This is a genomic window from Enterococcus sp. H57, assembly GCF_003112495.1.
Classification (GTDB): Bacteria; Bacillota; Bacilli; order Lactobacillales; family Enterococcaceae; genus Enterococcus_B; species Enterococcus_B faecium.
Map to the genome: position 1 here is coordinate 1 of NZ_BEHC01000056.1, position 22,730 is coordinate 22,730.

The 22,730-nt window shown below is 39.2% G+C and carries 20 protein-coding genes and 3 pseudogenes; 3 read left to right on the forward strand and 20 right to left on the reverse strand.

Annotated elements, in window-relative coordinates; all coding sequences use genetic code 11:
* Positions 1-93 (forward strand): annotated as a pseudogene (locus DIZ30_RS10310) (IS30 family transposase); the annotation flags it as partial.
* A gap of 5 nt (positions 94-98) precedes the next feature.
* Here the strand turns inward: DIZ30_RS10310 and DIZ30_RS10315 are convergent.
* The 15 genes and pseudogenes from DIZ30_RS10315 to DIZ30_RS10385 form a co-directional block, all read right to left on the reverse strand.
* A pseudogene (locus tag DIZ30_RS10315) lies at positions 99-413 on the reverse strand (sugar transferase); the annotation flags it as partial.
* A gap of 10 nt (positions 414-423) precedes the next feature.
* A pseudogene (locus DIZ30_RS10320) lies at positions 424-2,242 on the reverse strand (polysaccharide biosynthesis protein).
* A gap of 12 nt (positions 2,243-2,254) precedes the next feature.
* Positions 2,255-3,019, reverse strand: coding sequence for a tyrosine-protein phosphatase (locus DIZ30_RS10325; protein ID WP_049141953.1), 765 nt, complete (start codon positions 3,017-3,019; stop codon positions 2,255-2,257).
* A gap of 27 nt (positions 3,020-3,046) precedes the next feature.
* Entirely contained in the window at positions 3,047-3,745 is a 699-nt protein-coding gene (locus DIZ30_RS10330; RefSeq protein ID WP_002308656.1) for a CpsD/CapB family tyrosine-protein kinase, read from the reverse strand.
* Between the two features lie 12 nt (positions 3,746-3,757).
* The gene (locus tag DIZ30_RS10335) at positions 3,758-4,537 is read right to left on the reverse strand and encodes a YveK family protein (protein ID WP_049141948.1); all 780 of its coding nucleotides are present in this window, start codon (positions 4,535-4,537) and stop codon (positions 3,758-3,760) included.
* A 15-nt stretch (positions 4,538-4,552) separates the two neighbouring features.
* Positions 4,553-5,497 (reverse strand): LCP family protein, encoded by a 945-nt coding sequence (locus DIZ30_RS10340; RefSeq protein WP_049141947.1) that lies wholly within the window; start codon positions 5,495-5,497, stop codon positions 4,553-4,555.
* Positions 5,498-5,537: 40 nt separating this feature from the next.
* On the reverse strand, positions 5,538-6,317 hold the full coding sequence (locus DIZ30_RS10345; protein WP_049141945.1) for a hypothetical protein: 780 nt from the start codon (positions 6,315-6,317) through the stop codon (positions 5,538-5,540).
* Between the two features lie 384 nt (positions 6,318-6,701).
* The gene (glyS, locus tag DIZ30_RS10350) at positions 6,702-8,777 is read right to left on the reverse strand and encodes a glycine--tRNA ligase subunit beta (RefSeq protein WP_049141943.1); all 2,076 of its coding nucleotides are present in this window, start codon (positions 8,775-8,777) and stop codon (positions 6,702-6,704) included.
* Between the two features lies 1 nt (position 8,778).
* The gene (gene glyQ / locus DIZ30_RS10355; protein ID WP_002305598.1) at positions 8,779-9,696 is read right to left on the reverse strand and encodes a glycine--tRNA ligase subunit alpha; all 918 of its coding nucleotides are present in this window, start codon (positions 9,694-9,696) and stop codon (positions 8,779-8,781) included.
* Between the two features lie 385 nt (positions 9,697-10,081).
* Positions 10,082-10,894 carry a DNA repair protein RecO gene (gene recO, locus DIZ30_RS10360; RefSeq protein WP_002314698.1) on the reverse strand — a complete coding sequence of 271 codons (813 nt, stop codon included), beginning with the start codon at positions 10,892-10,894 and terminating at the stop codon, positions 10,082-10,084.
* Positions 10,895-11,036: 142 nt separating this feature from the next.
* The gene (gene era / locus DIZ30_RS10365; RefSeq protein ID WP_002288753.1) at positions 11,037-11,936 is read right to left on the reverse strand and encodes a GTPase Era; all 900 of its coding nucleotides are present in this window, start codon (positions 11,934-11,936) and stop codon (positions 11,037-11,039) included.
* 14 nt (positions 11,937-11,950) lie between these two features.
* The gene (locus DIZ30_RS10370; RefSeq protein WP_002316408.1) at positions 11,951-12,346 is read right to left on the reverse strand and encodes a diacylglycerol kinase family protein; all 396 of its coding nucleotides are present in this window, start codon (positions 12,344-12,346) and stop codon (positions 11,951-11,953) included.
* Positions 12,330-12,806: an rRNA maturation RNase YbeY gene (gene ybeY / locus DIZ30_RS10375; protein WP_002291700.1), complete on the reverse strand. Its 477-nt coding sequence runs from the start codon at positions 12,804-12,806 to the stop codon at positions 12,330-12,332. Before ybeY ends, DIZ30_RS10370 begins: the two co-directional genes overlap by 17 nt.
* Before the next feature lie 28 nt (positions 12,807-12,834).
* Complete coding sequence (locus DIZ30_RS10380; RefSeq protein WP_002291699.1) at positions 12,835-15,027, reverse strand: HD family phosphohydrolase; 2,193 nt, start codon at positions 15,025-15,027, stop codon at positions 12,835-12,837.
* A gap of 23 nt (positions 15,028-15,050) precedes the next feature.
* On the reverse strand, positions 15,051-16,022 hold the full coding sequence (locus tag DIZ30_RS10385; protein WP_002291698.1) for a PhoH family protein: 972 nt from the start codon (positions 16,020-16,022) through the stop codon (positions 15,051-15,053).
* 706 nt (positions 16,023-16,728) lie between these two features.
* Here DIZ30_RS10385 and brnQ point away from each other — a divergent pair.
* Positions 16,729-18,108 (forward strand): branched-chain amino acid transport system II carrier protein, encoded by a 1,380-nt coding sequence (gene brnQ / locus DIZ30_RS10390; protein ID WP_109023204.1) that lies wholly within the window; start codon positions 16,729-16,731, stop codon positions 18,106-18,108.
* A 152-nt stretch (positions 18,109-18,260) separates the two neighbouring features.
* Here brnQ and DIZ30_RS10395 read toward each other — a convergent pair whose 3' ends face one another.
* From DIZ30_RS10395 to DIZ30_RS10405, 3 genes are all read right to left on the reverse strand, one after another.
* Complete coding sequence (locus tag DIZ30_RS10395) at positions 18,261-18,707, reverse strand: GatB/YqeY domain-containing protein (RefSeq protein WP_002287318.1); 447 nt, start codon at positions 18,705-18,707, stop codon at positions 18,261-18,263.
* A 26-nt stretch (positions 18,708-18,733) separates the two neighbouring features.
* A complete protein-coding gene (gene rpsU / locus DIZ30_RS10400) occupies positions 18,734-18,910 on the reverse strand; it encodes a 30S ribosomal protein S21 (RefSeq protein ID WP_002287321.1) in 177 nt (58 codons plus the stop codon).
* Between the two features lie 161 nt (positions 18,911-19,071).
* Positions 19,072-19,500 (reverse strand): Fur family transcriptional regulator, encoded by a 429-nt coding sequence (locus DIZ30_RS10405; protein ID WP_002287322.1) that lies wholly within the window; start codon positions 19,498-19,500, stop codon positions 19,072-19,074.
* A gap of 91 nt (positions 19,501-19,591) precedes the next feature.
* On the opposite strand from DIZ30_RS10405, the gene DIZ30_RS10410 reads away from it, so the two are divergent.
* On the forward strand, positions 19,592-20,452 hold the full coding sequence (locus tag DIZ30_RS10410) for a pyruvate, water dikinase regulatory protein (protein ID WP_002296156.1): 861 nt from the start codon (positions 19,592-19,594) through the stop codon (positions 20,450-20,452).
* Between the two features lie 91 nt (positions 20,453-20,543).
* On the opposite strand, the gene DIZ30_RS10415 is transcribed toward DIZ30_RS10410, so the two are convergent.
* Together DIZ30_RS10415 and DIZ30_RS10420 are read right to left on the reverse strand one after the other, a co-directional pair.
* Complete coding sequence (locus DIZ30_RS10415) at positions 20,544-20,894, reverse strand: helix-turn-helix transcriptional regulator (RefSeq protein ID WP_002321425.1); 351 nt, start codon at positions 20,892-20,894, stop codon at positions 20,544-20,546.
* A 13-nt stretch (positions 20,895-20,907) separates the two neighbouring features.
* Positions 20,908-22,635, reverse strand: coding sequence for a phospho-sugar mutase (locus DIZ30_RS10420; protein WP_002296152.1), 1,728 nt, complete (start codon positions 22,633-22,635; stop codon positions 20,908-20,910).
* Positions 22,636-22,730 lie beyond the last annotated feature (95 nt).

Below are 22,730 nucleotides of genomic sequence, written 5' to 3' on the forward strand. Positions count from 1 at the left end.
AATCATATTCCAAGAAAATCATTGAATTACAGAACACCAATCGAAATATTTTTGAGCTATGTACAAGAAGCATTTTATTCTAGCTTAATTTGACTAATCATAATATTAAATAATTGCGGTAGTTCATCCAGACTTGTTTTTCTAAGGAATTTTCCTACTCGTGTAATAAAAAAGTCAGGATTTGATAACAAATGAGTTGGTGTCTCTTGAGGCGTATCTACTTTCATTGTTCGGAATTTATAGATATAAAAATGGGATTTGTTTTTTCCTACCCGTTTTTGTTTAAAGATGACTGGACCTTTTGAATCGATTTTGATAGCTATACATAGAATCAAAAGGATCGGTGACAATACGATGATACCAACTAAAGATAATAAAAAATCTATCCCTCTTTTTAAACCGTCTTTATACACTTTACTCCCCCTACTTATTCGAAGCATTTGCAAAAGTGACGATCTCTTTAGCCAATTGTTCGTCGTCTTGCGGCAGGCTCTTGACGAAGTCCATCACTGTTTGCATGGAATAACCTTTGATGTTTCCCACAAAGATCTTCTCGTAAACTGCTTCATCGTTTCTTTCCTTATCCAACAATAGTTCTTCATATAGTTTTTCCCCTGGACGGATACCTGTTTCAATGATTTCGATCTCGTCTTCGCTATATCCGCTCAATCGGATCATGTTTTTGGCTAGATCTACGATTTTCACTGGTTCGCTCATATCTAAAATAAAGATTTCGCCGCCTTTTGCTAATGCGCCAGATTGAATAACTAAACGACTAGCTTCAGGAATCGTCATGAAATATCGGGTCATACGAAAGTCTGTTACAGTGACTGGCCCTCCTTGAGCAATTTGTTCCCGGAATACTGGAATCACGCTTCCACGAGAACCAAGGACATTCCCAAATCTGACAGCTGAGAATTTCGTACAGCCTTCTTCATTCAACCCAGTCACGATCATTTCAGCGATTCGTTTCGTTGAACCCATGACATTTGGCGGATTGTTGGCTTTATCTGTCGAGACCATGACGAAGTTTTTTACTTTCGCTGCTTTGGCTGCTTCTGCTACATTTTTTGTACCGAAAATATTGTTTTTGACTGCTTCTTTTGGGTTATATTCCATCAATGGTACATGCTTATGAGCGGCTGCATGGTAGACGATATCTGGGTGGAATTGTTCCATGATCTCATTGATTTTCTTGCGATCTTGGATATCCGCAATGATCGGCACGATTTCTGTAGGACACTTTTGATGATGCGTGCGTAATTCACGGTCAATCAAGTAAATTGAGTTCTCCCCATGACCTAAAAGTAATAGTTTTGCAGGGTCAAATTGGATGATTTGCCGGCAGATTTCTGAACCGATTGATCCTCCTGCACCGGTGACAAGAATGACTTTGTTTGTGATCTGGTCTTTGATGGATTCGATATCCAACTCTACCTCATCTCTTCCCAGTAAATCCACTACGTCGATGGTTTTTAATTTTGATACGCTGATTTTCCCTGAGGCAAGTTCTTCCATAGAAGGCATCGTGTTGACTTTCACATGAGCGGATTCGACTAACTCAAAGATTCTTCGTAATTTTTTTCTTGATAAAGAAGGGATAGCGATCGTTACCATTTGGATGTCATATTTTTCGATCAATTCCGGTATATCTTTTTAACGACCCCAGTACTTTTTTTCCTGAAAGATACGTATTTCTTTTATTCGGATCATCATCCACGAATCCAACGACATGGATATCTTGAGCCGTTTTGGATCCAAGAAAACTGTTGTATAAAATACGTCCTCCTTCGCCGGCCCCAACGATCAAGGTATTTTTAGCGGAATCTGTTGATAGATACCTCATATTTTTTGTTTCGATATAGATACGCCAGATCAATCGGCTGCCAATGATCAATAATAGCGAAAGTAGGTATGCAAAGATGACTAAACGTAAACTGTATTGTTTATTTATGAAAAGCAATACGATGATACTTGAGGCCGCACTTGCAGATAACGAACCAAAAATCGCAATCATCTCTCTTAAATTCGTGTAACGATTGATTCGAGTGAATACTTTGAAAAAACTACCATATAATAGATAAAAAACAATCGATAACCCGCTGGAGATTAAAATAAGATCTATTGGTATAGCTACAAACGGCTCCATAAAATTAACCGCTGCACTATTTGTAGCAATTAATAACAAGCTGTCTACTAAAATTAAAGTAATGATTTTTCTTCTTCTTGTTAAAACAAACACCCTACATTCCCCCTAAAATAAACCAAACTTCTTCTTTTTTACCTCTTCATAGACTGGATAACTGATCTCATCCCCGTTGATCAGATCCTTTGCGACTTGTTTCATCTGTACTACTTTTTCCTTACCAAAGTCCTTGCCAATCTGCTTATAGCACTCTTTTAAGTAAAAGGTGCGCTTAGAGACCCCATGGGCATCAGAAGCAGCCATCTGCACGAGATTATGTTTGACCATCGTTTTGGCTGTTTTCTGGATGTCTTTGCCAAATACCCCAACATAACTTGGCGCAGTGAGTTGGGCCAAACATCCCATATCTAGGAACGGAAGCAAATGATTTGGGTCTTCTCGAAAATGCGCGTTGCGTTCTGGATGGACGATCACTGGTGTCTTTCCTAGTTCTAACAACTCAAAAAAAAGCCGTTCTGCATATAACGGCACTTCCAGTGTCGGAAATTCGATTAGAAGATATGTATCATCTAAATCTGTAAATAAAATTTCATCTCGGTGGATGTCTTCAATCAGTGTTCCGGTAATACGTACTTCTTGTCCTTCCAATAACGTCAAAGGCAATTGTCTTTTCTCTAATTCTGCTTGTAACGAAGCGACTAGAGAAATGACTTGTGATTTTTCATTGCTGTATTTTCCATTATTGTGATGGGGTGTGCATAAAATATGTGTGATCCCTTGTTGAATCGCTTTTTCAGCCATGGCGATACTGGCATCTAAGTTTTCTGCTCCGTCATCGATTCCTGGCAGGATATGGCAATGTAGATCGATCATTTCTCTTGTCTCCTCTCTTTTTATTTCTTAATTCCCGTAGTAATAACCAGCATCTTTGCTGTGTTCTGCCCCATTGTATACAACACCAAGGACTCGCGCTTGTACCATATCCAGCAATTCTTTTGCTTTAGTCAATGATTCTTTACGTGACGTATTTTCCCGTACGACCAATAAGGTACCATCCGTTTTGGAAGACATGATCTGCGCATCTGTTACGGCAACGACTGGCGGCATGTCGAAGATTACTACATCAAATAGTTGTCTTGCTTCTGCTAAAATTTGATCCATTCTTGGCGAGCTTAGTAACTCTGATGGATTTGGTGGTTTAGGTCCACTTGGTAGAATGGATAAATTCTCGACTGGCGTTCGTTGGATCTCATCTGCTACACTTCCTGATGAACTAAGAACAGTACTTAATCCGCTTGCGTTGTTCAACTTGAACGTTTTATAGATGACGGGCTTACGTAAGTCTGCATCGACTAGCAGCACCCGTTGACCAGATTTGGCAAAAACAACGGCAATGTTTGCTGCAGTGGTCGATTTCCCTTCTCCAGGTCCTGATGAAGTCACAACAATCGTTTTGATTTGCTGACCAGCTGCGGAGGCAAACTGGATATTCGTCCGAATCGTACGATATTGTTCAGCGATTGGTGAAGAGGGATTTGTGAGTGTGACCAAACTGACTGCATGAGTTTGGGTTGCTTTTTGTTTCTGTGTTCGTGCCATTTTTCTTTCCTCCTAGACTCTTGAGCGGCTTCTGCGTGATGGCGCTGTTTTATCGTTTGTAGCTTTTGGTTGTGTCGGAGCTGGTCCTTTTTTACGAACACCAGCGTTCAATTCTTTCGCTGACATTTCTGGTACAGTCCCTAAGATTGGGAAGCCTAATGTATCCGTCACATATTTTTCATCTTTTACTGTCCGGTCGAGTAATTCAAATAAGAAAGCTAGACCTACACCTACCATCATTCCTAACACTAAGCCAATCACTAGATTCAATTTATTATTTGGCGAAACAGGTGTCGTATTGGCAACTGCACCTGAGATGATCGAGATTTTATCGACATTCATCACGTCTTTGGCGTTCTCTTGGAATACTTGTGACGTTGTATTAGCAATCTGTTGAGCCGTCACTGCATTCGTGCTTGTTGCTTGGATCGAGAACATTTGTGAATTTTGTGACTGATTGACGGAGATGGCATCTTTGATTTGTCCAGCAGTCATTTTTACATTGTCTTCTGTTTCTAAACGATCTTTGACTTCATTTAGTACTAGATCACTGACGATCATATCTTTATACGTATTGATCATTTGCAGGTTCGTATTGACATCATTGACATTTGCAGTATCTGATTGCGGCAGTGTCACGATCAATTGGGCTTGTGAGCTGTATTTTGGCGTCAAGATGAAAAACGTCACGATGCCTGAGATGGCCAAGCCAGCAATCATTGAGATGAGGATTGTTATCACGTGTTTGCGTAATGTTTCAAAAATTTCTTTCAAGCTGATTGTCTCTTCCATTTTTTCTCCACTTTCCTATTTATTCTCTAGATTCATTTGATCTTTTAATTCTTTTTTCACACGGTCAAGTTCTTGATCGCTGACTTTTTGGTATGAGATATTGTCTTGCATGAAGCCTTCTCCTTGCAGCTGATCTTGCTTGATCGTACCAAATGCATCCCGATAATCTAAAGCAATCTTTTTCATTTCATCAAAGCTCATGTCTGTTTTCATATTCGACTCTAGAGCATTCAAAACGGATTGATAGTTGCTTACACCGTTCAGACTCAACACTTTTTTCGCTACACCTTCTACGATCTTTCTTTGACGTTCTTGTCTGCCGTAGTCACCATTTGGATCTTCATAACGCATACGAGAATAAGACAATGCCTGATCCCCGTTCAATGTGATTTTACCGATCGTAAAATCATAGCCATCTTGTGAGAAGGTGAGGTCATTATTGACTTCGATACCACCAACTGCATCAACGAGTTCTTTTAGACCTTTCATATTGATTGAAACATAGTGATCGATTGGGATGTCTACATATTTTTGTACGGTATCCATCGCCATGGCAGCTCCGCCGAATGCGTAAGCGTGGTTGATCTTGTCTTTTGTGTCATGTCCAACGATGTCGACATACGTGTCACGAGGAATACTGACGATCGTTGTCTGTTTGTCTTCAGGACTGACTGTGGCAACCATCATCGTATCTGATCGTCCTTGATCGACCCGACCTAAATCCCCCGTATCGATTCCCATCAATAGAACAGAGAAAGATTCTTGTTTATCCAGATCAACTGGTTTTGTTCGTTCTCCTTGGGTTCGTTCCACTGATTCGTAAGTTTTTTCAATAGAATGTGAGAGATCTAGATATAATTTTGCTCCTACTCCTACGATTGCTAATACTAATACGACAAGAATTGCTAAAATAATTATAAATATCTTTTTCCCTCTTGATTTTCTTCTTCGTTTTGCCATAGTTTCCTCCGTTTGCTAGCCTTGCTTGAATTCTCGCTTATTAATAGCTCGTATTGCTATAGCCCATTTGCTGAGCGACTGTTTCTGCTTTTGACGCGTATGCGGCTCTTATTTTTTCATTCCGGATCTGTTCGATGAGACTGAGTGCGGTCAAATATTGATCGTAAGTAGCAGTAGCTGTTACTTGACCATCTTTCAGCATCATATCGAATAGCTGATCTAGTTGCGTGACTTGTGCAATTTGGGTATCAGCGAATCCTAGATATTGCATAACGACCGTTTTCCAAGCACTATCCTTAAAAAAGCTCATATTTTCACGTACATGGGCGACATCTGCACTTGCCAACTTTTCTTTGATGATGACATCATCCACAGCTTGCTGCCAGTTTGATACGTTTTTAGTAAATAATTTATTGACAGCCGTCTGGATCTTCAGTTTTGATTCTGCATCCTCTAACTGTGTTAAGACTGCTTTCTTTTCTTCTTGGATCGCAGCAGCTTCTTTAGGTAATTCTGATTCCTTGATGTCATAATCATCTGCCGAAAGTTTGATAGAAGATAGTTTATGTGACAAATTTGAAACTGTTTCTTCTGTTATTTCAGGATTTAGGAAAATTTTTTCTTTTGTACTGTACAGCTTATCTACTTCTTTTGATAAAGAGGTCACGGTGTCTTTTTGATTGGTGATGGCAGATTCTGCGTAATTGATCCGTTGATGATGTTGCCGCTGATTATTGAGATGGTATCCAAACAAGCAAATCACAATAGCGCCTGTGCCTACCGCCACAGTAGCCAATAACTTGACGAACGGCTTTTCCATAGATTCACTCCTAAATATTGATGATAGATAAATAAAGATGTGATTCATTCACATCAGAATGAGCGCTTTTTATTTTAAAAGCATAATTAAACTAATATATTCATAGAAATATTTATAAACGGGTTTTCCCTATATAATCATACCACAAACAGTTTTCTTGACTAGGGAAATTTTTAATTTAAAAGTAAATAAAACAATAACAAGATTGTTATTAATCGTTTTCATTTTTATTTCCTCACTTTTCATGAGCGTTTTGAAAATTCGAACAAATAATAAAATAACAAAAATTATTAAAATAGAATTAATAACAGCTATTTATATTTATAACAAAAAAACAGAGACACAGTACGTTTCGTGCATGCTCTCTGTTTTTCAAACAAAAGACTATTTTGTGATGATTTGATCCAAGCTTGCTAATGACAAAGCCATGGCAGCTATTTGACTAAGTTGTGTTAGTCGGTTCTTACGTACTGCTGGTTCATCAGCCATGACCATCGTTTGATCAAAATAATTTTCGATCAGTGGACGAAGAGCGACAAGCTGGTCGTAGTTTTCGTGGATCGTTTGGTCAGCAAAACTTGCTTTCATTGCTTCTACTGCTTTGTGTAATTCTTTCTCTGCGTCGTTTTCGAACAGCTCAGGGTCTACTTCTGATTGTTTTTCAAGCTGCGCTTTTTTCGCTAAGTTCACGACACGTGTCAAAGCTTCCATTGAAGGTTTGAAGTCTTCATCTGCAAGATGTTGTTTGAACAATTGTGCTGCTGCAAATACTTTTGTCAGATCTTTTTGTTCCGCATTCAAAACAGCATCGATGACATCATGACGAATATTCTTCGTTGTCAATAATTGGCGCAGACGACCTTTGATAAAGTCGATCACTTGTTGTTGCCCTTCTGATAAACCAATACCGAAACGATCCGTATCTTTACTGATAACATCACTAATCGTTTCTTGCAGAACAGACAAAGGAAAGGCCCATTTTTTCGATTCGATGATCCGAACGACACCGTATGCTTGGCGACGTAAGGCATAAGGATCGTTTGAACCGCTTGGAATCATCCCAACAGCAAAGAAAGAAAAGATGCTATCTAATTTATCTGCAATCGCTAAAACAGAACCTACTGTAGACTGAGGTAGCTCTCCTTCACTGGATATAGGCATGTAATGCTCACGAATCGCTGTCGCTACAGCAGGTTTCTCGCCTTTCAGCAGAGCATATTTTTCGCCCATGATCCCTTGTAGTTCAGGAAATTCCCCTACCATGTTGGTTACTAGATCAAATTTATAGATTTCAGCAGCTCGTTGCAGATCCATCAATTCTTCCTCAGATAGTCCTACTTGTTCGCCAATGATACGGGCAATGACTTGTGCCCGCTGCATTTTCTCATAGATACTACCGATTTTTTCATGGAAAGTAACAGTTTTTAGTTTTTCAACGTATTGGTCGATTGAAGCTTTCTTGTCTTCATTATAAAAGAATTCCGCATCTTCTAAACGAGCCGTCAATACTTTTTGATTGCCTCGAACCACATTTTCCAATTTTACCCGATCACCATTACGAGCAGAAATAAAATGAGGAAGCAGCATACCTTGATCATTCCGTACCTCGAAATAACGTTGATGTTCTTTCATAGAAGTGACTAGTACTTCTTCAGGAACAGAAAGATATTTTTCTTCGAAGTCGCCAGAAAAGACAGTTGGATATTCGACTAAATTGTTGACTTCTTCTAGTAAATCTTCGTCTAGATCAATAACCCAGTGATTTTTTTCTGCTAATTCATTTGCTTGTGTAACGATTATTTCTTGTCTTTTTTGCGGTGAAGCAATAACGAATTGTTCATTCAATTTTTCTTCATATTCTTTTGCATGCGCAAATGTCACATCTTCGCCTAAGAAACGATGACCTCGAGAGGCTCTGCCTGTTTTGACATCCAAGATTTCGAATGGGATTACTTCGTCATCTAACAATGCCACGATCCAGTGAATAGGGCGGATATATTCAAAATCGTATTCTGCCCAATGCATCGTTACAGGGAAAGTCAGGCTTTTAATGACATCTGCTAAACCTGTCAATACTTCTTTTGATTCCTTACCATGAGTGTATTTCGTTACATAGACATATTCTACACCTTTTAATTCTCTAAATGTGATAGCATCTGTCGTCAGACCTTGTCCGCGGACAAATCCTTCCGCTGCTTTCGTCCAGTTTCCATCTGCGTCCAAAGCAATTTTTTTGGCTGGTCCTTTGACTTCTTCTTCACTGTCCGCTTGCCGTTCTGGAATATTTGTTACTTTGATTGCTAAACGGCGCGGTGTGGAAAATGTTTCGATCGTATCATAAGTCAATTGGTTTTCATCTAAAAATTTTGCTGTTTTTTCTTCTAATTGTTTCATGCTTGGTGTGACAACATGGGCAGGCATTTCTTCCAGCCCGATTTCAAGTAATAAGTCTTTTGCCATCTTATTCAGCCTCCTTCACGGTTTCTGGATTTGCTGTGTTTTTATTCAACAAAGGGAATCCTAGTTTTTCGCGTTCTGCCACAAAGATTTTAGCTACAGCACGAGCCATGTTGCGGATGCGAGAAAGATAACCGGCACGCTCTGTTACGGATACTGCACCGCGAGCATCTAATAAATTGAATGTATGGCTGCATTTCAAAATATAATCATACGCTGGATGAACAAGATTTTCATCGATACAGCGTTTAGCTTCTTTTTCAAAACGATCAAAGTTGCTTAGTAGCAAATCTTGGTCGCTTACTTCAAAAGAATATTTGGAATGTTCATATTCTGGTTGTTTGAAGATCTCGCCATATTTCACGCCATCAGCCCATTCTAAATCATAGACACTTTCAACTTCTTGGATATAAGAAGCAAGACGTTCTAGTCCATAAGTGATCTCAGAAGTTACTGGTTTACAAGGCAGTCCACCAACTTGCTGGAAGTACGTGAATTGTGTGATTTCCATTCCGTCAAGCCATACTTCCCAACCCACACCGGCACAGCCCATGGATGGGTTCTCCCAGTTGTCTTCAACAAAACGGATGTCGTGTTCTAATGGATCGATTCCTAAAAGGCGCAAGCTTTCTAAATAAAGCTCTTGGATATTCTCAGGTGAAGGTTTCATCACGACTTGGAATTGATGATGCTGATACAAACGGTTTGGGTTTTCGCCATAACGTCCATCAGCTGGTCGGCGAGATGGCTCTACGTAAGCAGCATTCCATGGTTCTGGTCCGATTGCCCGTAAAAAGGTATATGGGCTCATCGTACCTGCTCCTTTTTCTGTGTCATACGCTTGCATCAGCATGCAGCCGTTTGATGACCAAAATTTTTGTAATGTTAAAATCATATCTTGGACGGTCAATTTTTTACTCATCTGTTTTGCCCCTTTCAATTTTAAAGCGTTGCTGTCAAATAAGAATACAGGAAAGAAAACGACAAAAAATCCCTATGTCTGATTACAGACATAGGGACGAATAATTCGCGGTTCCACCCTACTTCCGAATAAAGATTCGGCAGCTTCATTTATCGTACTCGCAAGTGCCTCTTCAAAAATCGTTTGGGTCCGGCTCCCACTCTCCCGAACTCGCTAAACCACGTGTTTTTTACTGATCTTGGTCAATGTACGTATTCATTTTGCAGTTTTCTTGTTTCTATAATAGATCCTCTCAGTGAACGATCTATTTGATCTACGGTTAATAATAGACGGAACTCCCTGTGTTTGTCAAATGGTTTTGATTTTTTGTTGTATGTTTCATTTACTATTCTTCTTTTTTAGGTAGATCTTTTTCAGACATGTCTTTCTCTGGCGTCTTTAATACGTGTGCCCAAGACTTCATTTGATCAATGAACTTTTTGCTTTTCAAATGGATACCGACATATTCATCATACAGCTGGTCGATGAGTTCACGGATTGCTTGTTTGGTTTCTTCTTTCAGATGGATTCCACTGATTTTATCATAAGAAATAGCTGAAAACATCCGAACGAAATAAACAGCTCGAGGATCTGCATGATAACGGTGATCATCCATCGACCAGTGTCTTTCGCATATCACACCACCATATTTGGAAGAATAGTCAAATTTTCCTTTTGTTTCCCCACATACGACGCAGTGTGTCCAGATTGGTGCAATTCCGAAGCGTTGCAGTATTTGGACTTCAAAAATATTCGTGATGATTTCTGCATCATCTCCTTGGTCCATCCGTTGCAGTGCTTGTTGCGTAAACTGGAACAAATGCGGGTCGTACTGATGATCTTCGATTGCCGCATCTACTAGATTCAATAAATATGTGCCATAGCCGCTCAAAAAGATGTCTTCTTGGATGTGTCGAAACGCGTGGACATCTTTGACACTGCTTAAAAATGACAAACCTTCACTTCGAAAATTCCCGATATAAACTGCTTCAGTAAAAGGGAGCAAAGCCGGAGCTAAGGGCTGATTTTGCCGATGGATCCCTTTGATATAAAACATCATTTTGCCAGAAGATTCCGTAAAGATTTTGACTAATTTATCTTTTTCTTTGTAATTACGGCTAGATAAAATCAAGCCTTTTGATTCTGCAAGCTGGCTCATATTCTCCCTCCTAAAAAATAAATCTGGAAAAGCAGATTCTGCCGATCCAGATCATTTATGTTGCGATCTTCCGCAGCTTTTCTCAACAAGCGGATTTTTATCCAGTTTATTTCTATACCTAACTTACAAGAAGCTCAGAATATCAATATTCGTCTTTTCGGTAGCCGAAGTCTTGCAGATAGACTTTTTTGTCTCGCCAGTCTTTTTGAACTTTGACCCAAAGTTCTAGAAAGACTTTGTCTCCTAAAAGATTTTCGATATCTTTTCTCGCTTTCGTTCCTACTTGCTTCAGCATTTTTCCGCCTTTGCCGATAATGATCCCTTTTTGGCTATCTCTTTCGACGATGATCGTAGCCTGGATATGGATTTTATCATTCTCGTTTCGCTTCATCGAATCAACAACGACTGCGACAGAATGAGGCACTTCGTCTCGTGTTAAAAACAAGACTTTCTCACGGATCAATTCAGAAACGATGAAGTATTCAGGATGATCAGTCACTTGATCATCTGGAAAATATTGTGGGCCCTCTGGCATTTCACTGACTAATACATCCATCAAACGTTCGACGTTGTTTCCTTCTGTAGCAGAAATTGGAATAACTTGTGCAAACGGCATCTGCGTTGAATAATCTTCGATGATTCCCAACAACTCGTCTGGATGGATTTTATCGATTTTATTGATAATCAGATAAACAGGAGAATGCACGTTTTTTAGACGTTCAATAATAAAATCGTCTCCCCGACCGCGTTTTTGATCAGCACTGATCATAAATAAGACCGCGTCCACTTCTTTCAACGCACTGTAAGCTGCTTCTACCATAAAATCTCCTAAACGATGCTTTGGTTTATGGATTCCTGGTGTGTCAATAAAAATCAACTGAGCTTCTGGTGTAGTATATACTCCTTGGATTTTATTTCTAGTTGTCTGCGCCTTATCACTCATGATGGCAATTTTTTGACCCACGATTCGATTCAATAACGTGGATTTTCCTACATTCGGGCGGCCGACGATTGCGACAAACCCTGATTTATGTTCTGGCATATATGTTCTCCTTTTTAATTAAACAACAAATGATATATTTTAGGGACAAATAAAATCAACCCAACGATGACGGCAAAACAAGCGGTCACTAAAACTGCTCCAGCTGCCATATCTTTGATTTTTTTCCCAATCGGATGAAAATGAAAATCCGTAAACATGTCCACGACATTTTCAAAAACAGTATTGATGATCTCTACTATCCATACGAGAAAAACAGCTAAAAGCAGCCATAACCATTCTATCCGATCAAGTTGGAAAATCACGCCCATAAACAAAGCGAGGATTCCGAACGCAACATGTTTCCTCATGTTGCGTTCTTCCTCAAAAACGGTTTTGACTCCTTGGACGGCAAATTCCACGGACATCAGGAAATGTTTGTTTTTCTCTACGTTTTTATCTTTTAAGTCCATAGGCATCTAAGATCTCTTTCTGTAAACCAAACATTTCTTTCTCATCCTCTGGTGTCATATGGTCATACCCGTTGATATGCAAGAATCCATGAACCGCTAAAAAGCCAAGTTCCCGATCATACGAATGGCCGTAAGCTTCTGCTTGCTCTGCAGCACGTTCAGTAGAGATCATGATGTCTCCCAGTACACGAGGTAATGGATTCTCTCCATCTTCAAAAATCACTGGGATTTCGTCTTCGCCCTCTTCTTCCAAGGCAAAACTGATGACGTCTGTCGGTGCATCTTTTCCACGGTAATCACGATTGATTACTTGGATTGCTGCATTGTCCATGAAAGTAACAGACATTTCTGTTTCTTCCGGCAACTCTAAATATGATGCTGCAAATTGCAACAAGTCGTCGATTTCTTTCATTTTCTCTTCTGATACTTGGTTTGTTTCATCCATGAAAGTAATATCCATTATACATCACTTCTTTCTATTCTTCTTGCTATTCTTCTTGTTCTTCTTTTATCTTCTCAACTTCCGATTTCATTTTAGGATATTTGATCCGAGAATGGAAGGTACTGCTTAAACCGCTGATCAATGATTTTTCTACTTTACGGATTTCTTTTAACGTCAATCCACTGTCGTCCAATTGTCCATCGGAAATACGCTCTTCTATAAGATTATGGACAAAACTTTCGATTTTTTCGCTCGTTGGATGGTCCATTGCCCGTACTGCCGCTTCACAACTGTCAGCTATATTGACGATTCCTGCTTCACGGCTTTGAGGTTTTGGTCCAGGATAACGGAATTGCTCTTCCGTGACTTCCGGGTTGCGTTCCTTTGCCTTAACGTAGAAATAACGCATCAGCGTGGTTCCATGATGCTGTCTGCAAATATCGATCACCATTTGCGGCATATTATAATCTTCCAATATTTTGGCACCATCTGTCACATGTCCAAAGATAATATGTTTACTGTCTTCTGGCAATAAGAAATTGTGCGGATTTTCCGCTCCTGAAGGCAAGTTCTCAACGAAAAAGCTGGCGTGTTTGATCTTGCCGATATCATGATAATAGCAAGCTACTCGAGTTAGTAAAGAACGTCCACCGATTTCTGCTACAGCATTAGCACTTAGATTGGCTACCATCATGCTATGGTGATACGTGCCTGGTGCTTCTTCCAGCAACTGTTTCAATAAAGGATGATTAGGATTGCTGAGTTCATTTAATACGATCACACTATCATCATTGACCATCAATTCAATATAGGGGTGCAGACCTATCGTCAGCAAGAATGAGAACAGTGCACCTGTGAATCCGCAGACTAGCGTTAACCAAGTCGTTGCATCTCCAAAGCTCATTCCTTGGTAGATAATCAAAATGACATCCATCATCACAGGGAAAATAATGACCCACATAGCAGCGGATAACCCTTGTTCTGAGATCCGTTTGCGTCTGACGATCGTTGCCATAAGACCAGAAAATACATAGGACATCAAAATAACTGTCAGAAAGTTCGTGCCAATCGAATCATAAAAAATGAAAAGTGCGGATACTGCCTGGAAAATACCAGCCATGATCCCTGCTCTTCGATTCAAGAAAAAGCTTAAAACAAGTGGAGCAAAAGCCGCGGGGTAAAACAGCGGAATATAAGCAGCTTGTTCTGTTTGGAAGAGTTGGAAAAATTTCATTAGTACTACGCTGACTGACATTGCCGTCACGTAGAAAAGTACGTATTTTGTTCTTTCTCCTGCATTTTGGAATTGAAGTGAATTATAAATCAGTACACCGATTTGAAGCAAAACAGCTAAAACCATGGCAATGAGTGGGAAAATCGAAGTCGTTTGATTCGTCAATCCTAGTAATTCCAATTTTTTCATTGCTGAAGCATCAATTTGATTTCCTTCGCGAACAATGATTTCTCCTTGGAAGATCATCACTGGTTGTACAGCTTCTCGTGCAGATTGTTTTAATTCTTCTGTCTTTTTCTCATTCAATACATCATTGACTACAATTCCTTGATCTACTAAGTAGCGAATCATTTGTTGCTGCTCTGTTGTGACATTCAAATATTGAATCTGATCTTCTGCTTCTTGTTTAAAAGCTTCCAATTCGCTTTCACGAACTTGTTTACTCATCTGTTCGTCAATGAGCTTCAAACTTTCATCCCTAACTGTGTGAATTTCCGTTTCAGTCATTTCAAATATCGTCGAATAAAAATTGTTCGGCAGTTTTTGGTAAAACGCAACGTTTTCTGCATTCACGTTTTCAAAATTTTTCTTCAGTGTAGCAATCCGCTCTTCTGTAGTAGGTTTCGGGATATTTTCATCTTCCTTCGCCTTATCTACCTTGTCATTATAAGATTTGTTGATGGTATCATTCGTCTTATCGATCAATTCGAATAATTGCTTGATCCGATTGTTCTGGTCATCTGCCAGATCTTTTTGATAAGTATATTCTGGAGTCACTGCTTCTGCTGCCAGTTTTCTTCTTTGTTCGGTTTCTTCCGTGTTCTCGATCGTTTTATTCGCACGGATACTCTCTTCTGCTACTTGGCCTTCTCTAAAATCATTGGCCTTTTGTTTGACACTACTAAATGTAACGCCGCAGACAATGATAAAAAACAAGAACAGAAGGAAAGGCAATGCTGCCTTTCCGAGTTTTTCTTGTAGTTTCTGCAGTGTTTTATTCAACATGTGCTTATCCTCCTAAGCAAAGCTTATTCTTGATGAAGATCCGCCTTTTCATAAGCTTTGATGATTTCGGCAACTACAGGGTGCCGAACAACGTCACTTGCTTCAAAATTAACAAAATCGATTTTTTTGATTTGCTTTAGTGTTCGTTCTGCATGAACAAGACCACTTGTCGTCCCTCGAGGCAAGTCTATCTGACTTGTATCCCCATTGACAATCATTTTTGATTGATAACCGAGACGGGTCAAGAACATTTTCATCTGAGCGACTGTCGTGTTTTGTGCTTCGTCCAAGATAACGAATGCATCATCCAATGTCCGCCCCCGCATGTAAGCTAATGGTGCGATTTCGATTACGCCTCGTTCCATCAATCGGTTCGTATGATCCAATCCAAAAATTTGGTATAAAGCATCATAAACAGGCCGCAGATAAGGATCCACTTTTTCTTTCAGATCCCCTGGTAGAAAGCCTAGGTTTTCCCCTGCCTCTACAGCGGGCCGCGTCAAAATGATTTTTTGCACTTCGCCTTTTTTTAAGGCAGCAATTGCTAATACTACGGCAAGAAACGTTTTCCCTGTTCCGGCTGGCCCTACACCAAATACGATGTCATGTTTGGCTACCGATTCAACGTATTTCTTTTGACCGCTGTTTTTTACCCGTATAGGTTTTCCATTACGGTCTTTGACGATCTCTTCCTCATACATCTCAACAAAATAATCTAATGTACCTTTTTGCCCCATTTTCAATGCCGTCACGACATCTGGTGTACTTACGTGGATTCCTCGTTTGATCAATTCCTGTAATGTCCGAATGACTGAGGCAGCCAAGGAAATCTGGGATTGTTCACCAATGATCTGAATGATTTCTCCACGTGTATGGATGGTTGTTTCCGTTGTTTCCTCGATCAGTTTTATATGCTTGTCGTGTGCACCTAAAAGCATGCTGACATCATCAGCAGCTGTCAATCTAATCTCTAAAGAACTAGACTCTTCCGTCAAAAATAGACATCCCCTTTTTTTCGATTCATTCTTTCCTATTTTACCATACTCAGAAGAAACTATATAGCAAATAAGAAAAGGTTGTAAAAGAGCCGCTTAACCATACGTACCAAGAAACGTTAAAAAATAGCCGTTTCCATTCGCTAAAGGTCTCGTTTTGATAAAAAGAAGCTGAGAATGTAAGTTATATGAAAGTGGAGAACAAAATATTCCGTTTCATTCAGCAGGTATTCTCTAGGTATTTTTCTTATTTCAAAAAAAGAAAACAAAATAGTTAAAATATTCTTGCATTTCAAAAAAAACAGGTGTATTATTACGTCAACAAATAAACATACAGCAAAGCGTCGAGGAAAACAGTAGGCTATTCAACGATTTATTCCCAGTGAGTCATGTAAGTGAGAAATGACAATAAATCGAATAGACGAACATCATTTCCGAGTCAATGTCGAAAACGTAGATCATTGTGGCTGCCTCCATTATCAGGCTAGCGGATAACTTTAGCAAAAAGCGTCCGTGAATGAAGAAGCTTTTTTAAGCGAAAAAAGGTGGTACCGTTCTAGAATCTAGAGCCCTTTTCCCAAGTGGAAAAGGGCTTTTTTTTATATTTTAAGGTGGTGGTTTTCATGGAATCTGATATTAGTGGCATTACTAATTGCTGCAACGTTTATATCGTCAATCAAAATGATAATTATTGGAGGAAAAATTTATGGAAGAAACAAAAACTTATTCATGGAAACAACTATTGATGGTCAGTTCACTTATCTTCGGGATGTTCTTCGGGTCAGGCAATCTAATCTTTCCTGTCCACTTAGGTCAAATGGCTGGCGCAAACTGGGTCAGTGCTGGCGTAGGTTTTGCCATCTCAGGCGCTCTTTTCCCATTATTAGCTATCTTAGCTGTAGTAGTGACAAAAAGTGATGGTCTGTATGACTTAGCTAAACCTGTCGGAAAATGGTATGCTGCCTTGTTCTTGATCCTTGTTCATTTAACAATCGGACCATTCTTTGGTACACCGCGGACAGCAGCAACTGCTTTTGAAATGGCTGCTAAACCCTTTTTGCCTGAAAAATATGATTCATTAGGTATGTTTTTATTCTCTGCTCTTTTCTTTTTACTTGCTTATTTCCTTACTGTACATCCAACACGTTTGGTCAAATATGTCGGAAAGTATTTAAACTCCTTGTTTCTTGCATTATTAGCTATCATTTTTGTCGTTTCTTTATTCCAACCCATGGGGAATCTAAACCAATCTGCTGCAGATTCTTATCAGACGAACGCTTTGACAAATGGCGTTTTAGAAGGATACAACACGGTTGATGCAGTAGCTTTACTTGCTTTAAGTGTCACTTTTGTCCATGCAGTTCGTGATCTTGGTTTTAAAGATAAAAAAGTCACAGAATTAACAGCAAAAGCTGGTAGCCTGAGCGTTGCGTTAGAAGTCATGATTTATTTTGGTCTGGTCCTTCTCGGTGCGATGAGTTTGAATAAGATGTCTTTATCAGAAAATGGCGGAACTGCACTTTCTCAGATCACTAATTTTTATTTAGGTAACTTCGGTGCTAGCTTCTTAGGGGTAATGGTCACATTAGGTGTCTTCACTACCGCTATGGGACTCGTTGTTTCTTTTGCACAAGATTTCCATAAACTGTTCCCTAAAGTCAGTTATATGACATGGCTGCGGTTAACGACTTTTGTCTCTTTTGTCGTTGCGAATGCCGGATTGGATAATATCATCCAATGGTCTTTACCAGTATTGATGCTTTTGTATCCATTGTCACTTGCGTTAATCTTGCTTTCCTTAACAGCAAAATTCTTCCAAAAGAGTCCATTTGTCTATCAAGTAACGATGTTCTTTTCTGCCGTTCCAGCCGTATTGGATATGTTGGCAAATTCGCCTGCATTAGTGAGTCAGCAAACTGTCGTAGCAAGCTTACTAGGATTTTATCATCATTATGTTCCTTTTGCTGCATTAGGACTTGGCTGGGTCGTCCCAACGTTGCTTGGTTACGCTGGCAGCTTGCTCTTTTATTATGTATATCGCGTATCAGGATATAAACAAGAAGCAAGTGAGTTACCAGAAGAATAACCAAATCAAACACAATTTAACATAAGAGATATTAAACAGGAAAAAACAGCTAGAAGAAAGAATCTTATTCTTTCTTCTAGCTGTTTTTTAGTTCTTTTTTTACGAACACAAAAAACTGCGGACAATCACTGTCCGCAGCTTAAATGATAAAATTAAGATTGTAATAGTTCTTTCACAATCGCATTTACTTGGTTTCCATCTGCTTTTCCTTTGACTTTAGGCATAATTGCACCCATAACTTTGCCAAATTCTTTCATTGATGAAGCACCAGTTTGAGTGATTGCTTCTTGAACAAGTTGTCGAATTTCTTCGTCGGAAAGTTGTTCCGGCATATATTTTTCGACTATTACAATTTCACTTTTTACTTTTTCAGCTAAATCGTCACGTCCTGCTTCTTCAAACTCATGCAAAGAATCACGTCGCTGTTTCATTTCGCGAGACAACACCGTTAGTTCTTCTTCTTCTGTCAAGTCGTGACCTTCTTTAATCTGCTCGTTTTGTATAGATGACTTGATCATTCGGATGACTTGTAAAGATTCCTTATCTTTCGCTTTCATCGCTGCTTTCATGTCATCGTTTAATCTACTTAGTAGTGACACACTACCAACTCCAATTCATCACAGAACTAGAATTTTTTGCGTTTTCTAGCTGCTTCAGATTTTTTCTTGCGTCTTACACTTGGTTTTTCGTAGAATTCACGTTTACGAGATTCTTGTAAAGTACCCGCTTTTGACACGGAACGTTTGAAGCGACGAAGAGCATCGTCAAGTGATTCGTTTTTGCGAACGACTGTTTTTGACATGTTAATTCCCTCCCTCCGAGCTTAAAAAGTAACCGTAATTGTTATTGAAATATATCTCAAAAAACAAGACTGTCCTGTGAATATTATATCTAATGCTGTTTTGACCGTCAAGGAAATCTTGCTTTTTTTTAAAATTATCAAATGTTATTTTATTTAAATCCTTATTGACAATTTTCACATCTTCCGAAAATCTCGAATCTATGCCCTTCGATCGTGCATCCACCTAGCTGTTCTTCGAAATAATTCATCGGACACATATGGATTTCTTTCGTTGTTCCGCACACTGTACAGATAAAATGATGGTGATGGCCGATTTCCCCCTGACAGCAATGAAAACGAAACTTCATTTCTCCATTTAAATCGGTTTCTTCCAGTAAATCGATCTCTGCAAAATCATGGAGATTCCGGTAAATCGTATCATAACTTACCCCTTTGAATTCCTGATTCATATAGTCAAAAACTTCTTTAGCAGATACGTAGCGGTTACGCTTCACTAAATAAGTTAACAATGCTTCTCTTTTTTTAGTATATTTAAAACCGTTATTTTTCAATGTTTCTAATGATTGTTCGATCAATGTCTGTTTTTTCATGACTTATTCCTCCAAATCAAAATGATTACGAAGTACGCATTCTAGAGTATGGTATAATAAACATAAAAAAAATGCAAGTGAGGTTTTATCCATGTCTTCCGATTCTACAGAAATCGTTACTTTTTTTGTCATCTCCGACTCTGCTGGAGAAACTGCGACAAAACTAGCGCAAGCTACTATGGCTCAGTATCCTACCGTTGAGTTCAACCTATTCCGCAGAACGTTCGTGACAGATGAAAAAACATTAAGGCAGGCATTGCAAGATGCATTAGAAGAAAAAGCACTTGTCCTGCATACATTAATCAATCAAGAACTGATCGAGATAACACGTTCTTTTTGTGAAGAACATCAATTATTTAGTTTCGATGTGATGACGCCACCGATATCAGAAATTGAACGTTTAACTGGTATCAAGCCAATTCGGCAACCTGGTGCCCTCCATTTATTGAATGAGAACTATTTCAAACGGATCAAAGCAATGGAATTTGCTGTAAAATACGATGATGGGAAAGATCCTCGTGGTTTTTTAGAAGCAGATGTCGTTTTGCTAGGCGTATCCCGAACTTCCAAAACGCCTTTGAGCTTGTTTTTAGCAAATAAAAATTTAAAAGTTGCCAATTTACCTTTGATTCCCCAAGCACATATTCCCAAACAGCTGTGGGAAATCGATCCTAAAAAAATCGTGGGACTGACGAATAACCCAGATATTTTAAATAATATCCGTAAAGAACGGATGCGCTCTTACGGATTAAACCCTGATACTGCTTATTCCGATATCGAAAAAATTAGAGCTGAACTCGATTTTGCGAATGATCTTTATGAAAAACTAGGATGTGTAGTGATCAATGTGGCATCTTTATCTATTGAAGAAACGGCTTCGCTTATTTTGAATGCTTTAGACCTAGAAGATCATAGTTATTATGGAACTGAAACAACAGAAAAAAGCGATTAATCATTTTTGTCTTTTTCTTAAAAAACACTGGAGTGTGACAACGAAATTTCTTCGTTGTCACACTCCAGTGTTTATCTATTTGCACCTATCGTTATTGATGTTCCACATGTTTGAGTGTCTGGTTCAAAATATCCAGTACATGAGAATCATCAAGACTATACAAAATCGCTTTTCCCTCGCGATGAGACTTGACGACATGATTTTCTCTTAATAAACGTAGTTGATGCGATACAGCAGACTGCTCCATTTCCACTGCTTGGGTGATTGCTGTCACATTTTGTTCCCCGTCTTTCAGATATAGCAGAATTTTAAGACGAGTGGGATCACTCAACATTTTGAATAATTGACTGACTTTCTCTACTTTTGATTTTTGCGTGTCTGGCAATCCATTCACCTCCAACTTGAAAAAAGACTGACTTCTAAAGTTTACCACTTTTTCCATCAGTCTCAAGTTTTTATTCTTCTGTCATCTTTTTGATAATCGCTTCATAAGAGGCTACTTTTTCGGCTGCGTCTTCTGTAGAGCTTCCTTTTACACCAATATAAAACTTGATTTTCGGCTCAGTTCCTGAAGGGCGGATAGCGATCCAGCCATTTTCTTCCAATGTATACTTCAATACGTCGGATGGCGGTGTTGTTAGTTTTTCTACGTTTCCTTCACGGTCTGTTCTCGTCAATTCTTTAAAGTCTTCTGTTTGAATAACTTTTGCTCCGGCAAATTCTGTCGGTGCTTCTTTACGGAATTTTTCCATCAAAGCAGAGATTTTCGCAGAACCTTCTTGTCCGCTCATTGTCACAGAAATCGTTTTTTCTGCGAAATAGCCATAGGTTTCAAAAATCGTTTGCAAGCCGTCATACAACGTTTTGCCTTGTTTTTTATAGTAAGCTGCTACTTCTGCTAATAAAAGCAATGCTTGGATCGCGTCTTTATCGCGAACAAAAGGTTTAACTAAATAACCATAACTTTCTTCGAATCCAAACATAAAAGTATGTGAATGGTCTTCTTCAAATTGTTGTATTTTTTCAGCAATGAATTTAAACCCTGTCAACACATTGAACATGGTAGCACCGTAGTGTTCCGCAATTGCTGTGGGCAATTCGCTGGAAACGATTGATTTCAATACCGCTGCGTTTTCTGGTAAAGTGCCTCTTGATTGATGTGCTTCCAAAATATATTGAGCAAACAATGCTCCGATTTGGTTCCCAGTCAATACTTCATAAGAACCATCTGGCAAACGAACCGCTGCGCCTAAACGGTCTGCATCAGGATCTGTTGCAATCAGCAAGTCAGCTCCTTCTTTTTCTCCAAGTCGTATAGCATATTCAAAAGCTGAATGTTCTTCTGGATTTGGCGATTTGACCGTAGTGAAATCTGGATCTGCCACAGCTTGTTCGGGAACTAGTACGAATTGTTCGAATCCAGCTTGTTTCAACGCACGTTCGCCCAACATTTTCCCTGTTCCATGAAGTGGCGTGTACACAAGTTTCAAATCTTTCCCCATTGTTTCAACCAATTCACGATCAATCGTCACTGCTTTGATTTCTTCTAGATAAGCAGCGTCCACTTCTTCTCCGATGATCGTGATCAACCCGCTATGTTTAGCTTCTTCATCAGATAATACTTCGACTTTTAGCGGATTGCTGACTTCACGGACATATTTCGTCAATGCATCTGCGTCTGCAGGAGGCATTTGTCCGCCATCTTCTCCGTAGACTTTATATCCATTGTAAGCCGCTGGGTTGTGAGATGCGGTTACCATGATTCCCGCAAACGTCTTCAAATGACGAACTGCAAAAGAAAGCTCTGGTGTTGGACGCAGACTTTCGAATACATAAGACGGGATATTGTGATGTGCCAGTGTTTTGGCTGCTTCCATTGCAAATTCTGGTGACTGATGGCGTGAGTCATAAGCGATAGCGACACCTCGGCGTTTTGTTTCTTCACCTTGTGTATCCATGAAACGTGCTAGTCCTTCTGTTGCTTGTCTTACCGTATAGATGTTCATTCGATTGATCCCAGGTCCTAAGATTCCCCGCATGCCTGCAGTACCGAATTCCAACGGTGCATAAAAAGCATCTTCAAGTTTTTCAGGATCTTCACCCAGATCATTTAATTGTTTTTTTAAGTTTTCTTCTAAATTTTCTTCATGTACCCATTGTTCATACACTTGTTCCCAAGACATGAAAATAACACCTCTTTCTGAAATATGGTTCTTAATAAGTATAGCATTCACTTATTAGATATGAAAGTATGAGGACCAAAAAACGCTTAAATCAA